General features: G+C 58.2%; 18 protein-coding genes. 16 read left to right on the plus strand and 2 right to left on the minus strand.

Translation table 11 applies throughout. The annotated features are described in order from the left end of the window. The first annotated feature begins 188 nt into the window (after positions 1–188). From M9Q49_RS14305 to M9Q49_RS14365, 13 genes are all read left to right on the plus strand, one after another. On the plus strand, positions 189–878 hold the full coding sequence (locus M9Q49_RS14305; protein ID WP_254509434.1) for an NUDIX hydrolase: 690 nt from the start codon (positions 189–191) through the stop codon (positions 876–878). Between the two features lie 11 nt (positions 879–889). Further along, positions 890–1,348, plus strand: a complete 459-nt coding sequence (locus tag M9Q49_RS14310) for a nucleoside 2-deoxyribosyltransferase domain-containing protein (RefSeq protein WP_254509435.1) — start codon at positions 890–892, stop codon at positions 1,346–1,348. Beyond that, entirely contained in the window at positions 1,345–1,941 is a 597-nt protein-coding gene (pncA, locus tag M9Q49_RS14315; RefSeq protein ID WP_254509436.1) for a bifunctional nicotinamidase/pyrazinamidase, read from the plus strand. The genes M9Q49_RS14310 and pncA overlap by 4 nt, the downstream gene beginning before the upstream one ends. 8 nt (positions 1,942–1,949) lie before the next feature. After that, complete coding sequence (locus tag M9Q49_RS14320) at positions 1,950–2,399, plus strand: NADAR family protein (protein ID WP_254509437.1); 450 nt, start codon at positions 1,950–1,952, stop codon at positions 2,397–2,399. A 4-nt stretch (positions 2,400–2,403) separates the two neighbouring features. Further along, a complete protein-coding gene (locus tag M9Q49_RS14325; RefSeq protein WP_254509438.1) occupies positions 2,404–3,252 on the plus strand; it encodes a TIGR02452 family protein in 849 nt (282 codons plus the stop codon). A gap of 95 nt (positions 3,253–3,347) precedes the next feature. Continuing rightward, positions 3,348–3,878, plus strand: a complete 531-nt coding sequence (locus M9Q49_RS14330) for an NUDIX hydrolase (protein WP_254509439.1) — start codon at positions 3,348–3,350, stop codon at positions 3,876–3,878. Between the two features lie 4 nt (positions 3,879–3,882). Then, entirely contained in the window at positions 3,883–4,434 is a 552-nt protein-coding gene (locus tag M9Q49_RS14335) for an RNA 2'-phosphotransferase (RefSeq protein ID WP_254509440.1), read from the plus strand. A gap of 13 nt (positions 4,435–4,447) precedes the next feature. After that, complete coding sequence (locus tag M9Q49_RS14340) at positions 4,448–6,235, plus strand: sulfurtransferase (RefSeq protein ID WP_254509441.1); 1,788 nt, start codon at positions 4,448–4,450, stop codon at positions 6,233–6,235. Positions 6,236–6,370: 135 nt separating this feature from the next. After that, on the plus strand, positions 6,371–7,624 hold the full coding sequence (gene glyA, locus M9Q49_RS14345) for a serine hydroxymethyltransferase (protein WP_254509442.1): 1,254 nt from the start codon (positions 6,371–6,373) through the stop codon (positions 7,622–7,624). Between the two features lie 24 nt (positions 7,625–7,648). Beyond that, positions 7,649–9,292: a phytoene desaturase family protein gene (locus M9Q49_RS14350; RefSeq protein ID WP_254509443.1), complete on the plus strand. Its 1,644-nt coding sequence runs from the start codon at positions 7,649–7,651 to the stop codon at positions 9,290–9,292. Positions 9,293–9,307: 15 nt separating this feature from the next. Further along, positions 9,308–10,414 (plus strand): M24 family metallopeptidase, encoded by a 1,107-nt coding sequence (locus M9Q49_RS14355; protein WP_254509444.1) that lies wholly within the window; start codon positions 9,308–9,310, stop codon positions 10,412–10,414. Between the two features lie 110 nt (positions 10,415–10,524). After that, entirely contained in the window at positions 10,525–10,914 is a 390-nt protein-coding gene (locus tag M9Q49_RS14360; protein ID WP_254509445.1) for a GxxExxY protein, read from the plus strand. Between the two features lie 5 nt (positions 10,915–10,919). Then, a complete protein-coding gene (locus M9Q49_RS14365; RefSeq protein ID WP_254509446.1) occupies positions 10,920–12,902 on the plus strand; it encodes an ATP-dependent helicase in 1,983 nt (660 codons plus the stop codon). Here M9Q49_RS14365 and M9Q49_RS14370 read toward each other — a convergent pair. Beyond that, the gene (locus M9Q49_RS14370) at positions 12,899–13,825 is read right to left on the minus strand and encodes an outer membrane protein assembly factor BamB family protein (RefSeq protein ID WP_254509447.1); all 927 of its coding nucleotides are present in this window, start codon (positions 13,823–13,825) and stop codon (positions 12,899–12,901) included. The two genes, M9Q49_RS14365 and M9Q49_RS14370, sit on opposite strands and share 4 nt — an antisense overlap. A gap of 132 nt (positions 13,826–13,957) precedes the next feature. Between M9Q49_RS14370 and ricT the strand changes: the two genes are divergently transcribed. The 3 genes from ricT to M9Q49_RS14385 all read left to right on the plus strand — a co-directional run bounded on the left by ricT (position 13,958) and on the right by M9Q49_RS14385 (position 16,909). Next, complete coding sequence (gene ricT / locus M9Q49_RS14375; protein WP_254509448.1) at positions 13,958–15,250, plus strand: PSP1 domain-containing protein; 1,293 nt, start codon at positions 13,958–13,960, stop codon at positions 15,248–15,250. 78 nt (positions 15,251–15,328) lie between these two features. Further along, positions 15,329–15,766, plus strand: coding sequence for a Minf_1886 family protein (locus M9Q49_RS14380; protein WP_254509449.1), 438 nt, complete (start codon positions 15,329–15,331; stop codon positions 15,764–15,766). A 102-nt stretch (positions 15,767–15,868) separates the two neighbouring features. After that, entirely contained in the window at positions 15,869–16,909 is a 1,041-nt protein-coding gene (locus tag M9Q49_RS14385; RefSeq protein ID WP_254509450.1) for a transaldolase family protein, read from the plus strand. Between the two features lie 6 nt (positions 16,910–16,915). Here M9Q49_RS14385 and M9Q49_RS14390 read toward each other — a convergent pair whose 3' ends face one another. Next, positions 16,916–17,491 (minus strand): 2OG-Fe(II) oxygenase, encoded by a 576-nt coding sequence (locus M9Q49_RS14390; protein ID WP_254509451.1) that lies wholly within the window; start codon positions 17,489–17,491, stop codon positions 16,916–16,918. Positions 17,492–17,833: the final 342 nt, after the last annotated feature.

Below are 17,833 nucleotides of genomic sequence, written 5' to 3' on the forward strand. Positions count from 1 at the left end.
TTTGCGCGGAATTTCTTCGGCTGATCGGCAGTAGCCGCGGTCGCCAGACCGAGGGGCGTTTGTGGAATCCCCACGCCGTGGCGAGCGTGGCTACGAAAGGAGCGCGAACCTCGGGATAATTTTCGCGTCTTGACTTAGTGTCGCCATAACACCATAATGGTGTAAGACAGACACCAAGGAGTTTTGCCGTGGCCTTCAGTTACAACTTCGCACGGCCGGCATTGACGGTCGACATCGTAGTTTTCGCCCTCGACGACGAGGATCTGCAAGTCATGCTCATCGAGCGCGACCTCGAGCCGTTTGCCGGCCAGTGGGCGTTGCCTGGTGGGTTTGTGCGGGTCGAGGAAACGCTCGATCAAGCGGCCAGCCGAGAGTTGCGCGAGGAAACCGGTCTGCACGATCTTTTTCTCGAGCAGTTGTTTACGTTCGGCGACGTGCAGCGCGATCCGCGCGATCGAGTTGTGACCGTGGCTTATTACGCGCTCGTCAATCTGGCCGGCCATAACGTGCAGGCTAGTACCGACGCGCGCAACGCGGCGTGGTTTCCCGTCACCGAGTTGCCGACGCTAGCCTTTGATCATGCAAGGATCATCGAGACAGCACTCGACCGGCTGCGCGGCAAGGTCCGTTATCAGCCGCTCGGTTTCGAACTGTTGCCGGAACGTTTCACGCTCAGGCAATTGCAGCACCTTTACGAAATCATTCTCGGCCGGGAACTCGACAAGCGAAACTTTCGCAAGAAGGTGCTCAGCATGGGGATCATCAAGGAAACCAATGAAATCGAGAAAGACGTAGCCCATCGCGCGGCGCGGCTGTTCCGGTTTGATGAGCGGGCCTACCAAAAGCTGACGCGGCAGGGATTTAACTTTGAGATTTGAGATCGACTGACATGAGACAGGTGCAAGCGCCGGAGGAATGTGCCGAACAAGGAACAACCGTTTTTCTCGCCGGTGGTATTAGTGATACGGAAAACTGGCAGGCGGTTGTGATCGCTCAGTTGCGTAACACGCCCGGTGTGATTGCGAATCCGCGGCGCGAGGAGTATGAGCCGAGCGATGCTGTGGGGCGCGAACAGATTGCTTGGGAATATCGCCATTTGCAGCGGGCCGGGTTGGTGGCGTTTTGGTTTCCGCCGGAGACGCTTTGTCCGATTGCCCTCTTCGAACTTGGCGCGTGCTGCAGTTCGAGAGTGCCGCTGATTGTCGGAGCACATCCCGGTTATCGGCGGCGGTTTGATTTGGTGGAGCAACTCTCGCTGCGGCGGCCTGAGGTGCAGTTGATCGATTCACTGGACGAATTCGTTTGCCAAATTCACGCTTACCAGGTTCTGCAAGGAGAAATGCGATGAGGGCGTTGATCCTCGTTGACATTCAAAACGACTTTCTTCCTGGTGGAACTCTCGCAGTGCCGCAGGGAGATGAAGTGGTCGCCGTGGCGAACGAGCTGATGCCGCAATACGACCTGGTCGTTGCGACACAGGATTGGCATCCTGCCGATCATCAGTCGTTTGCTCGGCACCATCCGGGGAGTCAGGTCGGCGACGTGATTGAGTTGCATGGCCTGCCGCAGGTGCTGTGGCCTGTTCATTGTGTTCAAGGAACTAGCGGCGCCGATTTTTCGCCGAGACTGAACCTCGCGGGCATTCAGCATGTCGTGCAGAAGGGAACGGATCGCGAGGTCGATAGCTACAGCGGATTTTTTGACAACGCACGTCGGCGCGCGACCGGGCTAGAGAAGTTGCTCCGAGAAAATCGCGTCGAGGACGTTCACGTGCTCGGGCTCGCGACTGATTACTGCGTGCGAGCGACGGCGATTGATGCGGTGGACTTGGGCTTTCGAGTGACGCTCATCGAGCGCGGTTGCCGAGGCGTGGAATTGAAGCGTGGTGATTGCCAACAGGCGATCGATGAAATGCGGCAGGCGGGAGTAACGATCCAATAGGTGAAGTCATGGCCATCGAGTTTTATTCGAAGACAACGGCGTACAACGAGTTCTCAAACTTCTCGCCGCATGGCATTGAGATGGAGGCGAAGTGGTATCCGACCATCGAGCACTACTTCCAAGCGATGAAGTTTCCGGGGGACGAGCAAGCGGAGAAAATCCGCCTCGCAAAGACTCCGGCAATCGCCAAGAAACTGGGCCGCACGAGAGACGTGACGCTCCGCAGCGATTGGGAAGAGGTAAAGATCGACATCATGCGACAGGCCGTGCGGAAGAAGTTTCGCACGCATCGGCAACTGACGGAGTTGCTGCTGGAAACCGGCGAAGAACCGCTCGTCGAAGCCGCGCCCATGGATTACTTCTGGGGCCGCGGCAGATCAGGAAGCGGGAAGAATTGGTTAGGAAAGATTTTAATGGAAGTGCGCGAAGAGTTACGCACGCAAGTAGTATCGGAATGAAATCATGAGTCGTGGAAATAGAGCTAAACAAGGACAAGAGACAGTTGGGATCGTGGACCGCGGTTGGTATGAATCGGCGGGAGAGCGAGTCGACATTCGTACGCAAGTCGACCGATGTGTTAAGAGCACAGCGTTGCACCGGCCCACGGATTTGCAACGGCAGGTCGAGCAACTTCCGCCCGCACCGCGACAGACGCCCACGGTGTTACGAGTCTCGAACGAGACGACGCTGTCGGCTGCGCGGCGGATGGTTTGCGAAGAGGGAAAGTCAAAGACACTCGCGCTGAACTTCGCTTCGGCCAAGAACCCCGGCGGTGGCTTTCTCGGCGGCAGCCAGGCGCAAGAAGAGAGCCTCGCGCGCTCGTCGGCGCTATATGCATCGTTGCTTTCGCAGCCGGGATACTACGACGCCAATCGGCTCTTCAGGTCGGCACTCTACACCGATCACATGATCCTGAGTCCCGCTGTGCCGGTCTTCCGAGATGACGACGGGGAATTTTTGCGGCAGCCGTACTTGCTGAGCATATTGACCGCGCCCGCTCCCAACGCTGGAGCCATCACGGTGAACTCGCCGCATCTGAACGAGCAAGTGATGCCGACGATCAAAACTCGCCTGCACAAATTGCTCGCGCTGGCAGCGGTAAATGGCTATGAGCATTTGCTACTTGGTGCTTGGGGTTGTGGCGTGTTTCGGAATGACCCCTCGGCCGTCGCAGGATTGTTCGCACAAGCCCTGCTGAATGACGAACAATTCCGCAATCGGTTCGTCAGTGTGGAGTTCGCGGTGCTCGATACACAGCCTGGCGAGCAGATCATCGGACCGTTTCGCGAAGCTTTTGGAGGCGGAACATGAGCAGATTTGAAGCGGCAGGTTCAGTTGGCGAGGCGAAACGGTATTCTGGCGTTGTGCGATCAATTGCAAATGGCCATGAAAATAAAGTCTGAAATATGAGCGAACCCGAACTGAAAAAGCTGTTTCCCGGCAAGCACATCTCGCTCGTGGCCCGTGGCAAATGGGAGTTTGTCACCCGTAATACGAACAGGCCGGCCGTCGGCATTGTGGCGATCACGGACGACGAAAAAGTGGTGCTCGTCGAACAAGCACGGCCTGCGACGAATGCGACGTTGATCGAACTGCCGGCAGGATTGGCGGGAGACGTTGCCGGAGCAGAACAAGAGCCGCTGGTGGAAGCGGCGAAGCGGGAATTGCTGGAAGAGACGGGATACACGGCCGAGCGCTGGACAGAGTTAGTCAGCGGTTACTCATCGCCGGGACTAACAGATGAATTGATCGTGCTGTTCCTGGCTGAAGGCTTGAAGAAGGTGAACGCTGGCGGCGGCGATGGGAGTGAGAACATCGTGGTGCATGAAGTGCCGGTGAATGCGGTGTTGGCTTGGCTTGCGCAACGCGGCAGCAAGGCAGATATGAAATTGCTCGCGGGGTTGTACGTGGCAATGCAGATGAGAAGTAGTGAGTAGATTTATGAATGCAGAAAAAAGAAAGAAAATCAGTAAGAGCTTGAGCTACGTTTTGCGACATCAGCCCGATTCTGTCGGTCTGGAACTTGGCGAAAACGGCTGGGTCGAAGTTACGGAGTTGATCGCAGCGTTTCGCAAGCATGGCAAAGAATTGTCGCTCGACAGCCTGCGGGAAGTTGTGGCCGAGAACGACAAGCAGCGGTTTGAGTTCAGCGAGGATAAAACTCGCATCCGGGCCCGGCAAGGGCACTCGGTGGACGTCGATCTGGGTTACGAAGCGGCCACGCCACCGGAGTTGCTGTTTCACGGCACAGCTGTGCACAACCTCGATTCGATCATGGCTACGGGTCTGAATAAGGGGAATCGGCACCACGTACATTTGTCGACGAACAAGCAAACCATGCTGCAAGTCGCTCAGCGGCACGGCAAGCCGGTTGTGCTCGCGGTCGCGGCAGGGAAAATGGTGAGTGACGGGCATTTGTTTTTTGTGACGGGCAACCAGGTGTGGCTGACCGAGCAGGTGCCGCCGCAGTATCTCTCCGTCAATTCTGATTAGTCGCCTGTTTCGCATGTCTTCGATCGTCAATATCGCCGCGTACAAATTCGCCCCGCTCGAAAACCTCAAGCCGCTGCGCGAAGAGCTGCTGAAAAAGTGCAAGGAGTGGCAGCTGAAGGGGACGATCCTGCTAAGCACCGAAGGGATCAACCTCTTTTGTGCGGGTCCGCGCGAGTCGATTGATCTGCTGCTCGTGGAACTGCGCAGCATTCCCGGCTTGGCGGAGTTGCCGGTGAAATTCAGCGACAGCGACAGACAGCCGTTCACGCGAATGCTCGTGCGGATCAAAAAAGAGATCATTGCGTTCGGCGTCGAAGGGATCGATCCCGCCCGCCGGCCGTCGCCGAAACTTTCGCCGCGTGAGTTAAAGGAATGGCTCGATGCAGGCCGGCCGGTCACGCTGCTCGACACTCGCAACGAATACGAGATCAAGCTCGGCACATTTCGTAATGCAGTGAACATCGGCATCGATCACTTTCGCGACTTTCCCGCCGCGGTGGCGAAGTTGCCCGGCGAAATGAAGCAGCAGCCGATTGTCATGTTTTGCACCGGCGGCATTCGCTGCGAGAAAGCCGGGCCGTTCATGGAGCGCGAAGGCTTCCAGCATATCTATCAACTCGATGGCGGCATCTTGAAGTATTTCGAAGACGTCGGCGGCGCTCACTACAACGGCGAATGCTTTGTGTTCGATCAGCGCGTCGGTCTCGATCCGAGCCTGAGCGAAACAACCAGCGATCAATGCTATGCCTGCCTCACGCCGCTCACGACAGATGATCTGACTGACCCGCGGTTTCTCAAAGGAATCAGTTGTCCCTACTGCCATGCGACGGATGACCAACAGCGAGTAAGAGCACTCGAGAAGCGACATGAGCAACTGCGCAAAGCAACGAGCCCATTGCCCGGGAGCGCGCCGTACGACAATCAGCGGCCGTTGATCGTGCCGGCAACCTGCGATGGCCTGACATTGCTCGATTTTCTCAGCACCATTCTCAAACATGTACCGCGCGAAGAATGGGCTGCGTTGATTGCGGCGGAAAGGATGCTTACGCGTCTGGAAGAGCCGGTGACGGCAGATCACATCGTGCGCGCGGGCGAACGCTACCTCCATCTGATTCCCGCCACGAGCGAGCCGGATGTCAATGTCGATATCCAGATCGTGTACGAAGACGAAGCGCTGATTGTCGTGAACAAGCCGGCGCCGTTGCCGTTGCATCCGAGTGGTCGGTTCAATCGCAACACGCTGCAGTCGATTCTGCAAACTGTCTATGCGCCGCAATTGCCGCGGCCCGCGCATCGGCTGGATGCGAACACCAGCGGTCTGGTTGTCTTCGCGCGCACGCGGCATTTTGCCAGTTTCATCCAGCCGCAGTTCCAGCGGGGCGAAGTCGAGAAGGTTTATCTCGCGCGCGTTCAGGGCCACCCGCCGGAAGATTCGTTTCGTTGCGAGCTGCCGATCAGCGATGTCGCTGGCGATCTCGGTTCCCGCACCGTCGATGAAGACAACGGCCTGGCCGCGACTACCGAGTTTCAGGTGCTAACGCGTTGCAGCGACGGCACGGCGTTGCTCGAAGTGCGCCCCCTCACCGGCCGAACCAATCAGATCCGCGTCCACCTGTGGCAACTCGGCTGGCCGATCTGCGGAGAGCAGGCCTATTTGCCGAATCGGCAATTGGGCGATACGCAGACCCACGCGATCAGCGATCCGCCTCTTTGCCTGCAGGCCGCTCGGCTCGGCTTTCGTCATCCTTTGACTCAGCAGCCGGCGGAGTTTGTGGCAAATCGGCCGGAATGGGCGGAATAACCGTCCTTTTCCAACGAATTCGGCGTTTCCCGCTGGGAACAGGCTTTCGTTCGTTGTCCACCCCAATTGACGACCTGACCACCTGCTTTGAGAATTTATAGTTTCCACCAGAAACTGCCAAACCGAGAATCCGTCATGAACTTGCTTGCTCAACAAGACCCCGACGTGTGGGCCGCGATCGAAGCCGAGGCCGTGCGCCAGCAGGACGGCTTGGAAATGATCGCGAGCGAGAACTACACAAGTCCCGCCGTGATGCAGGCAGTCGGCAGTGTGTTGACGAACAAGTATGCCGAAGGTTATCCCGGCCGGCGGTACTACGGCGGCTGTGAACACGTCGACGTGGTTGAAAATCTCGCCCGCGACCGGGCCAAGCAACTCTTCGGCGCCGAGCACGCCAATGTGCAGCCTCACAGCGGTTCGCAGGCCAACCAAGCGGTCTACCTGTCGCTGCTCGAAGCGGGCGATACCGTTCTCGGTCTCGACCTGGCCCACGGCGGTCACTTGACGCACGGCATGAAGCTGAACATCTCGGGCCGGCTCTATAAGTTTCTCAGCTATGGCGTGCGGCAGAGCGACTCGCGCCTCGACTTCGACCAGGTGGCAAAGCTGGCCCGCGAACACAAGCCGCGGCTGATCGTCGCCGGGGCCAGCGCTTATCCGCGAGAAATTCCGCACGAGAAGTTCGCTGAAATCGCCAAGGAAGTCGGCGCCAAGCTGTTTGTTGATATGGCCCACTACGCAGGTCTGGTCGCGGCTGGTTTGCACAACAGCCCGGTGCCTGTCGCCGATGTTGTTACCACGACCACGCACAAGACTCTGCGTGGTCCGCGCGCCGGCTTGATCATGTGCCGCAGCGAACTCGCCAAGGACATCGATCGCAATGTGTTCCCTGGCATCCAAGGTGGGCCGCTGATGCACGTCGTCGCTGGCAAGGCCGTGTGCTTTAAAGAAGCGCTCGCGCCGGAGTTCAAAGCCTACGCGAAGCAGATCATCGACAACGCCAAGACGCTGGCCGAAACGTTGCTGAGCGGCGGTTTGAAGCTCGTGAGCGGCGGCACCGACAATCACTTGATGCTGGTCGATGTCACGACCCTTGGCATCGGCGGCAAGCTGGCCACCGAAGTGCTCGAGAAGTGCGGCGTGACGGTCAACATGAACATGATTCCGTTCGACACTCGCAAGCCGATGGATCCCTCGGGCGTCCGCATCGGCACTCCGGCCCTCACCACACGCGGCATGGGTTGCGATGAGATGAAGAAGGTCGGCGGTTGGATTCTGCAGGCCTTGAAGAACACGAGCGACGCGAAGGTTCATGAAAAGGTGCGCGGCGAAGTAAGCAGCCTCTGCACGCAGTTCCCCGTTCCTGCCCACGCGATGGCAACTGCCTAACCTGCGTACTCGCAGCCGAAACTCATGCATGCTCCCGCTGCCAAACCGACACGCCGGAAGTACGACTGCCTGATCATCGGCGGCGGACACAACGGCTTGGTCGCGGCTGCCTATCTGGCCCGCGCGGGGAAGAGCGTGTGCGTGCTCGAGCGCCGGCACGTGCTGGGCGGCTGCTCGACGACGGAAGAACTCTGGCCGGGCTTCAAAATCAGCACGGCCTCCTATGTCGTCAGCTTGCTGCTGCCGGAGATCATGCGCGATCTGCGGCTCAAGCAATATGGCCTGCATATTCTGCCGCGAAATCCTTCGTCGTTCACGCCGATGCTCGACGGCCGGTCGCTGCTCATGGGGCCCGATGAACGGGCCACTTGTCGAGAAATTGCCAAGTTCAGCGAACGCGATGCGGCCGCCTATCCCAAGTACAACCGGTTATTGGAACGAGTCGCTGCGGTGCTCGAACCGCTACTGATGCAAAGCGCGCCGGATCCACTGCCGCTATCGGCCGAGACTCGCAAAATCGGCGTTGGCAAGCGACTGCGCGATGCCGGCAAAATGTTCGAGATGTACGGCGCGATGAGTTCGCTTGGCGACGACACTCCCGCCGCGATCGAGCTGCTGGTCGGCGCGGCGCGGCCTGTTCTCGAACGCTGGTTTGAAAGCGAAGTCCTCCGCGCGACACTCGCCACCGATGCCGTCATCGGCGCATTCGCCTCGCCATCGTACCCCGGCACTGCCTATGTGCTGCTACATCACGTGATGGGCCAAGCTGGCGGCGCGCGAGGTGTGTGGGGATATGTACAAGGCGGTATGGGCGGCCTGGCGAATTCGCTGGAGCAGGCCTGTCAGGATCTGCACGTCGACATTCGCCGCGAGACGGCAGTGCAAAAGATTCTGGTGCAGAACGGCAAGGTCGTTGGCGTCTCGCTCGCTGACGACGCGATCCTCGAGGCGCCGGTGGTGGCATCGAGCATTGATGCCAACCACACGTTCTTGCGAATGCTCGATGCCGATGATTTGCCGGCTGAATTTCGGACTGCTGTTTCGCACATCGACTACGCCTCGGCATCGCTGAAGATCAACGTCGCGCTGTCGGAGCTGCCGGACTTCACTTGCTTGCCGGGAAAGACTGCGTCGGCGCATCATCACGGCACGATCCACATTTGCGAAACGCTCGACACGATGGAGCTCGGCTTCGACGACGCCAAGTATGGCCGTCCGAGCGCCGAACCGATTTTGGAAATTACGCTTCCTTCCGCAGTCGATCCGACGGTCGCTCCGGCAGGTCAGCACGTAATGAACATGTTCGTCCAGTACGCGCCCTACAAATTGGCCGGCGGCAAAAGCTGGGACGATATCAAGGAAGACTTTGGCGATCGCTGCATCGATTTGCTCGCTCGCTATGCCCCGAACGTGAAGAACGCGATCCTGCACCGGCAGGTTTTGAGCCCGCTCGATCTGGAGCGAATCTACGGTCTGACCGGCGGCAACATCATGCAGGGATCGATGATCCCGACGCAGTTGTTTTCGTTGCGGCCGGTGGCGGGCTGGTCCGATCATCGCACGCCGATTGCCGGTTTGTATCTGTGCGGCGCGGCGAGCCATCCGGGCGGTGGAGTGATGGGTGCTTGCGGCCGGAACGCTGCCGTTGAAATCTTGCGAGACTACTAAACAAGGAATACTCCGATGAACCCTGGCGATACCGATCTCAATGCTTGTCGCACCCGGCAGCGCCGTTTGCTCGACGAGATGCAAAAACAGAAACTCGATCTCGTCGTGGTGACGCAGATCGAGCACGTGCAATATCTGGTCGGCCCGCGCTTCGGCCCGGTCTTTTCGCCCGCCGCCGCTCTGCGCGCAGATGGGCACATGACGCTGTGCCAACCGAAGAAACCGACCGTCGAGGCGGCGGCCGATGAAATCGTGACCTACGACGCTCAATTGCACTCGACGCTGCGGAACGATCAACGCCAGGCATCGTCCGAAGTCCTCATCAAGGCGCTCGCTGGTTCGGTGAACCCAAAGCGGATCGGCGTGGAGTTTTCTTCATTCGGTTTGCATCTCGCGCCGTTGGCTGGGGAGCGGATCGACATCGAGCCAACGCTCTATCGCTTTCGCCGCAAAAAAGATCCGGACGAACTCGAGCGGCTGAAGATCGCCATCGCCGGCACCGGCAAGATGTACGAAGCAGCCCGCGCGATGATTCGTCCTGGCGTGACCGAGATCGACGTTTTCAATCATCTGCAAGGCGTGGCCGTTGCCTCCTACGGCGAAATGCTGACCGGGACTGGCAACGACTATCAATGCGGCGCCCGTGGCGGTCCGCCGCGCAACAATCGCCCAGCCGAGGATGGTGAACTCTACATTCTCGATCTCGGCCCCGCCTACCGTGGTTACTTCGCCGACAACAGCCGGGCCATCGCGGTGAACGGCAAGCCGACCGACGAGCAGCACACGGCGTGGACCTACGTCATGAAGGTCTTCGAACACGTCGAGAAATCGGTCAAGCCGGGGAAGAACTGCCAGGAGTTGTTTCACGAAGTTCAAGCGATTCTCAACGAAGCACCGCTGGGTGTGTTCAATCATCACCTGGGCCACGGCATCGGGCTGTTCCCGCATGAGGCGCCGCATCTCAATCCGAACTGGAACGATACGTTCGAGGTTGGGGATGTGTTTACGAGCGAGCCGGGATTGTATGACGCAATTCTGCGAGAAGGGATGCGGATTGAGAACGATTATTTGGTGACGGAAACGGGGATCATTAATCTTTCTCCTTTCCCGATGGGGTTGTAGGAATACACCACAGAGGCACAGAGGACACAGAGAGGAAGGAATTTGACTTTCCCTTCCTCTCCGTGTTCTCTGTGTCTCTGTGGTTCATCCTTCCCCTGCCGGAGAGAGTAATGCGACCCATCAATGACATCACCGGAGACATCATCGGCGCGGCCATCGAAGTTCACCGCCACCTAGGACCGGGGCTGCTCGAATCAACCTATCAAGCATGTCTCTGCCAAGAACTCACGATCCGCAATATTCCGTTTGAGAAACAACTCGCATTGCCCGTTATTTACAAAGGCATGCACCTCGACGCCGGCTATCGAATCGATCTCCTCGTCGAGAACCAAGTCATTCTCGAACTCAAATCCATCGAAGCCCTCGCTCCCATCCATTTCGCTCAACTCCTCACCTATCTTCGCCTCACTGAGCGCCGCGTCGGCTTACTCATCAACTTCAACATGGTCGTGCTCAAGGATGGCGTGAAGCGGCTCATTAACGATCCAGTCGCAGCCTGATTTCAATGTCGAACGGACTCAATCCCTCTCAGCAAGATGCAGTGAACACCCTCAAGGGCCCCATGCTGGTCCTCGCAGGCGCCGGCAGCGGCAAGACGCGCGTCGTCACGTTTCGCATCGCCAATATCATCCGGCATCGCATCAAGCCGAGCCGGATTCTCGCGGTGACATTCACCAACAAAGCCGCGGCTGAAATGCAGGAGCGGATCAAGACGCTTCTCGGCAAGCAGGAAGACAAGCCGGTCATCTCGACGTTCCACTCGCAGTGCGTCAAGATCCTCCGCCGCAATATCACGAAGCTCGGATATCCACCGCGGTTCACCATCTACGACCGCGGTGATCAAGAGAGTCTCGCCCGCCAGGTGCTGCGCGAGATCCGCGTCTCCGACGAAATGATGCGCCCTGGCGATCTCATCAATCAGATCAGCCGTTGGAAAACGATTTCGCTCTTCCCGCCCGCGGCTGCTCAGGTGGCGCAGACCGACAAAGAGCATCTGGCCTCGATGGGTTATCGCAAGTATCAGCGAGCGATGAAAAACGCCGGCGCGGTCGATTTCGACGATCTGCTGCTCCTGACAGAGGATCTCTTCGAGAAGCACAACGACGTCCGCCTGGTTGAAGCCGGCATGTTCGATCACGTGCTGGTCGACGAATATCAAGACACTAACGGCAGTCAGTATCGCATCATCAAAGCCCTCGCCCGCGATCATCGCAATCTGTGCGTCGTGGGTGACGACGACCAATCGATCTACGGCTGGCGCGGCGCTGAGGTGAAGCACATCCTGCAATTTGCCAAGGACTGGCCCGACGCGAAAACGGTACGACTCGAATACAACTACCGCAGCACGGCGGCGATTCTCGACGCGGCCAACAAGTTGATCGCTTACAACAAACATCGCCACGATAAGATTCTTCGGCCGGCGCGAATGGGTGGCGAAAAGCCGCGGATTTTGCAATTCAACAGCGAAACCGACGAAGCTCGCGAGATCATCGCCGACCTGACGCGCACGATGAAGAGCGAGAAACGCGAAGCCCGCGACTTTGCCATTCTGTTTCGCACTAACGAACAACCTCGCGCCTTCGAAACCGAACTCCGCCGAGTGAAACTTCCCTACGTCGTTCTCGGCAGCCAGTCGTTTTTCGATCGCAAAGAAGTGAAGGATCTGCTCGCGCTGCTGCGAACGATCGAATCGCCGAAGGACGAGCAAGCCCTGCTACGGATCATCAACACGCCGCCACGCGGCATCGGCGCGACGACGGTCGAGAAGCTGATTGCAGCCGCTGTAAAAGATGGCAAGCCCGTCGGCGAACTCATGATGGGGCCGAAGATGGCGGAAATCTGCACTGGGGCCGCGGCTGGCCACGTGCAAAAGTTCGTCGATCTACTCAATCGCTATCGCGCGCGGGCCGACATGATTGCCAAGGCGGGCAACGAACGCCGCGCGGGGGCTCTCGCCGATCTGCTCAAGCAGTTGATCAGCGAAATCGGCTACGAAGCCGAGCTCAATCGACTCTATCCGAATCCCGAAGAACGCCAGAACCGGATGGCATCGGTTGAGGAAGTCATCAATGCGATTGCGCAGTACGAGCAAGGCAAAGGCAAGATCTCGCTTGGCGATTTTCTCGACGAAGTCACCCTCGGCGAACGCGAGTTCGGTGACAGCAAAGACAAGCAGCTCTCGCGCAACGCCATCGCGCTCTTAACGATGCACGCCTCGAAGGGCCTCGAGTATCCGCACGTTTACATCGTCGGTATGGAAGAAGGGATCCTGCCGCATCATCGCACACTGAAAGCAGAAGCCGAAGATGACATCGATGAAGAACGTCGGCTCTGTTACGTCGCAATCACGCGAGCGCAGGAAAAGCTGACTATGTCGCTTGCACTCACACGCATGAAGTGGGGCAAACCGCGCGATACAAAGCCCAGCCGATTCTTGTATGAAATTATCGGCCAGGCAGATAAGCCGCACGGGAAGGGAAAGAGTTAATCCAAGGCCTTGGTGTTCGAAACATCGTTCCCAAACGTATCGAATTGATCGAAGGTCCAAACGACCTTCTTCGTCTTCGGCTCGAGTTCGATCAACAGCGGCTGACCTTTGCCGGCGTGGCAATTGCCGATCAGGTAGTTGCCGTTCTTTAGCACTTCCAGCGTGGTAACCCAGGCCAGCGTGATGTTCGGCAGTTCTTTCTGTTCGACCTTCCACACCACTTCTTTTTCCGGCGTCACTTCCAGCACGCTGTGGCCGTTGCCGGTTGCGATCAGTGTGTTGCCGCTGGGCAGACGCACCGCGGAGAAGCATTTGTCGCCCCACGATTCGGGGCCGTGGCCACCCTTTGGTTCCTTGCCGAATAGTGGAACGTCGTATTCCCACACGATCTTGCCGGTGGCATCGTACTCGCGCAGAAAACCATCTCCTTCGTGGCAGACCAGGTAGTTGCCGTTGTCGAGCTTGCGGGCCAAGCGAGTGTCGGTGTGAGCGTTCGGATGTTCGACTTTCATTTTGATTTCGCGGAGCAGCTTGCCGCTCCGATCGATTTCGATGATCCGCTGCGCGCCACTCTCGGCAATCATCATTCCGCCATCGGCCAGCGGTTGAAACGCGTGGACTTCAATCCGCTTCCCTTCATTGCCGTTTGATTTGGCGGAATCGTAGGACCAGACGACTTCCTTTTTCTTCACATCGATCTCGGCAACCTTGGCAGCACCTTGTTGCACCAGGAAGTTGCCATTCGGCAGCACATGCAGGTCGTGAATGCCGCCCCACTTCATTTCCCATTCGATCTTGCCGTCGCGATCGACGATGGCCAGCTTGCCATTGCCTTGCAGGGCCAGGCGGTGCTGAGCCGACGCGAGTGAAGCGCCGCACAATAGAAGACCAAACGCAAAAATAACTGCCGGAGAGAAACGCATGTTGATCGCCCGATGAAGAATGAAATCAGCTAATAGGTGGTGGCCTCACGCGGCTACCACCGCGCCGTGGCTCGCGATATACTAACCGAGCGATACCCTTCATCCAACTACTTGCTGTTCACAAGGCCTTGCATGGCGACTCCCGAAGAACCGCGCCGCCCCGGCTCACGCTACGTGCTGCGGTATGGTTCCACGCGAGCGCTCGGCATCTTCAGCGCCCGTGGCAACGATCGTTACGGCCGCGGCATGAAAGTGGTCGCCCGCACGCAGCGCGGTCTGGAAGCCGGCGATGTTCTCTGTGAAGCCACGGAAGAGGTCGCCCGCAGTTTGAGCAATGCTCCCGGCGGCGCTATTTTGCGCGAGTTGAGCGCTGACGATGCCAACGAACTCGTTCACATTCACAGCAAAGAGCGAAACGAATTTGAGATCTGCCAGCAGCATGTGTTGCGGCTCAAGCTGCCGATGGAATTGGTGGATGTCGAACATTTGTTCGGCGGCGAGCGGGTCGTTGTCTACTACTTGTCGGAAGATCGCGTTGACTTTCGCGACTTGGTGAAGCAACTGGCTTCGGAATTTCAAACTCGCATCGAAATGCGCCAGATCGGCGTGCGCGACGAAGCGAAGCTGCTCGCCGACTACGGCGATTGCGGCAAGCCGGTTTGCTGCAACACACACTTGCACGAAATGCCGCCGGTCTCGATGAAGATGGCCAAGCTACAAAAGGCCACGCTCGATCCTACGAAGATCTCCGGGCGCTGCGGCCGATTGAAATGCTGTCTCCGCTACGAATACGACACTTACGAAGAGCTGCAGCGCACGCTGCCGCCCGCCGGCTCGGAAATTGTCACTTCTACCGGCCGTGCGCGCGTGCTGAATCAGGAAATCCTCACGCAGCAGTTGCTCGTGCAGATGGAAGATGGTCGGCGAGTGCTGATCAGTGTCCAGGATGTCCTCACCGTCTTGAAAGTCGGCACTGGCAATGTTCGTCGTGGCCGAGGCCGCGATGCCGAAGAAGAAGGCGGTGAAGAAGGGGCTGCCGCCAACGAACCCGCCGCCAACGAGCAAAGTGGCGACCGCGGCCCGAATGATCGTGGTCCCAACGATCGTGGCCGCAATCGTTCTTCCGGGGCGGGAAATCAACGGCGTGATTCACGTCCACCGCAGCGCAACGATCGGCGCGATCAACCGCGCCGGCCCGACAATCGCAATCAGCCGCGTACTGAACAATCCTCTGGCGGCCAACCGCAAACCGAAGCTTCGCGCGACGAAAAAGGTCTCGACGACATGCACCGCGGCACGCTCCCCAGCAACGCGCCGCCTCCCGATCCGCAAACCAGCCTCCCACCCGATTTGCCCCCTACTCAGGTCGAGCAACATCCGCTCGACGCTCCCGATCAGCCGCCGAATACGGATTCTCCTGCCTGATCTCTTGCCGAACGTGCTTGCCCAGCAAATCATATAACGTTCATTGGTTGTTCATTTCGAATCCTGTGGAATCCTGCCGTGTCGAAAAGCATGACTCCCGAAGTCCATCCGTTGATCAAGCTCTTGTGCGAAGACCGCCGCTACAAGCTCGACGGTTATCAGTTCGTCCGCAGCGGCCTTGAATACGCGCAAGAAGTGCTGGAACTCGGCCGGGCAGAGGACACCACGCTCGCCGAGGGCGAAGTTCGCCGCGTCCGCCACGTCACCGGCCAGGATCTGTCGCAAGCCCTCAAGCAATACGCGCACAACCAATACGGTTTCATGGCAAAGCTGGTGCTGGCCGACTGGGGCATTCGCACGACGAGCGACTTTGGCGAGATCGTTTACAACCTGATCAAAATCGGCGAGATGACCAAATCACCCGAAGACCGCCGCGAAGATTTCGACGACGTGTTCGAATTCGAACAAGCTTTGGTTCGCGAGTTCGAGATCACTGCCGCCGAGGACGCGGCGTAGGAATTGCAGATTTTCGATTGCAGATTGCAGAATGAATCAGCAACTGCCTTTTCAATCTGCGATCTGACATTTGCAATCTGCAATCGCCTTCAAGGAAGCCCCATGACTCCTCTCCAGTCCCTCGTCGCCTCTGGCACCAAACTCTGGCTCGATTCGATCGATCCCGATCTCGTGAAGCGCGACCGGCAAGAAGGCGCGACGGGCGCTACTTCGAATCCGATCATCATTGCCGACCTGATCAAGACGGGTCGGTTTGACGCGGAAATCGCCAGCCTCGCCAAGGAAGGTCTGCCAGCCGAAGATGTCACCTGGAAGCTGACCGATCACCTGGTGAAGGGCGCTCAGAAAGTCTTCGAGCCCGTATGGCAGGAGACGAAAGGAAACGACGGCTACGTCAGCTTTGAGCTTGATCCGCTGATCGAAGACCCAACGGCTAACATGCCGCATGCGGAGCGCGTGCAACGTTACATCGAGCTCGGCAAGAAGTGGGCAGCCGGTCAAACGAACCGCATGATCAAGGTTCCCGCTACGCCAGCGGGATTGGGTTCGCTCGAAGAATTGTGCGCAGCCGGCGTGACGCTGAATGTGACGCTGATCTTCTCACCCCGCCAATACCAGGCGGCTCGCGATGCCATTTGGCGCGGCGCGCAGCGTCGTACTTCGCGCGATCAGTTCAAGTCGGTCTATAGCATCTTCGTCTCGCGCGTCGATGTGTACACCGAGCAACACCTGCCGCAACTTTCAGCCGCCGCGCAAGGCCAGGTCGGCATCGTCAACGCGAAACAAATCTGGGCCGACAATCTGAAATTCTGGAGCGACAAGAAACTGCCGCTGCAGCAAGAGATGATCTTCGCCAGCACGGGCACGAAGAAAAAAGAAGACGCACCGTGGAAGTATGTCGACGCTTTTGCCGGCAGTGACATTCAAACCAATCCGCCCGCGACCAATGCTGCCGTGGCCGCCAGCGGCCGCACCTTCACCCGGCAAGTCGATAAGCTGCCGCCGCCCGAGGTGCTCGCGGAAATCGCCAAGACCGTGAAAATGGAGCATCTGGAACAGACGCTCATGAGCGAGGGCATTCAAAAATTTGCCGACCCGCAAAAAGCGTTGCTCAAGCTGGTCGCGCAGAAATTGGCCGGCTAAGTCGCGCTATTTCGAGCGAAAAAACACGTCGGAGCGAAGGACGTACTTCCGCCCCGACGCAAGCTGGCGTCCTTCGTGCCACCATTCGTGGCGAAAGAATAGAGCTGAACCTTTCCGCGGTACCACGCGCACTATCTCGGGCCTGTCGCCGTTGATCTTGTCGTCGGCGTAGAAGGCAGTTTCGCCGCCGGTGAAATCATCGTTGAGATAAAACAAGCAAGTCAAACGACTCCGGACCTGAGGTGATTCCTCGACGAATCCATCAATGTGCCGTCTGAATCGCTGGCCGACGTCATAGCGATAGAACCTGAAATTCGGATCGAGCCCGACAGGCGTGCCCCACGCAAGCTGCTCAGACACATGCGGCAAACAACGCTGCCACAGATCGTCGGCCAAACTGAGATCGTTGAAATTGGCCCGAGAGTTATCGCGAATATTGGTGCGCAGCTGCGGGCCGGAATGCGTTCGCACCGAAGCCAATTCAAAGCCGATCTCTTCGCCACGAGCGATGAGCGAATCGCATTCGACGGCCGAAAGTAGATCGGCGACGGTGAACAGGTTCTCGGCGAGTTCCGTTTTCATCATTTAGCCCTGACCTTACCATAGACCTGCGAATCGCCTCTCAGCAACCCCGTTCGCTGCTTGAAAGCTGACTGAGAAAATGGGCCCGGTTGCGGAAGTTGCGGCCGGCCGCTGCTCAATAAAATCTAAAAATCGCGATTTCGAACGCACCAATCCCTTCGATTTTTGGAATTTGCAGATACACTAGGCGGATTGGCGTGAACTGCCTCACGCTTCCTGCCGTTGCACAACTCTCCCTTGGCGCAGCGGGTGACGATCGCGGTGATGTACCGCGAAGCACCCATCTTTTTCCGCCTATTTTGCCTTTGTGCTAACCCATTTTGCCGTTCGCGGCGATGCTGC

This window comes from Anatilimnocola floriformis (assembly GCF_024256385.1).
In the GTDB taxonomy this organism is placed as follows: domain Bacteria; phylum Planctomycetota; class Planctomycetia; order Pirellulales; family Pirellulaceae; genus Anatilimnocola; species Anatilimnocola floriformis.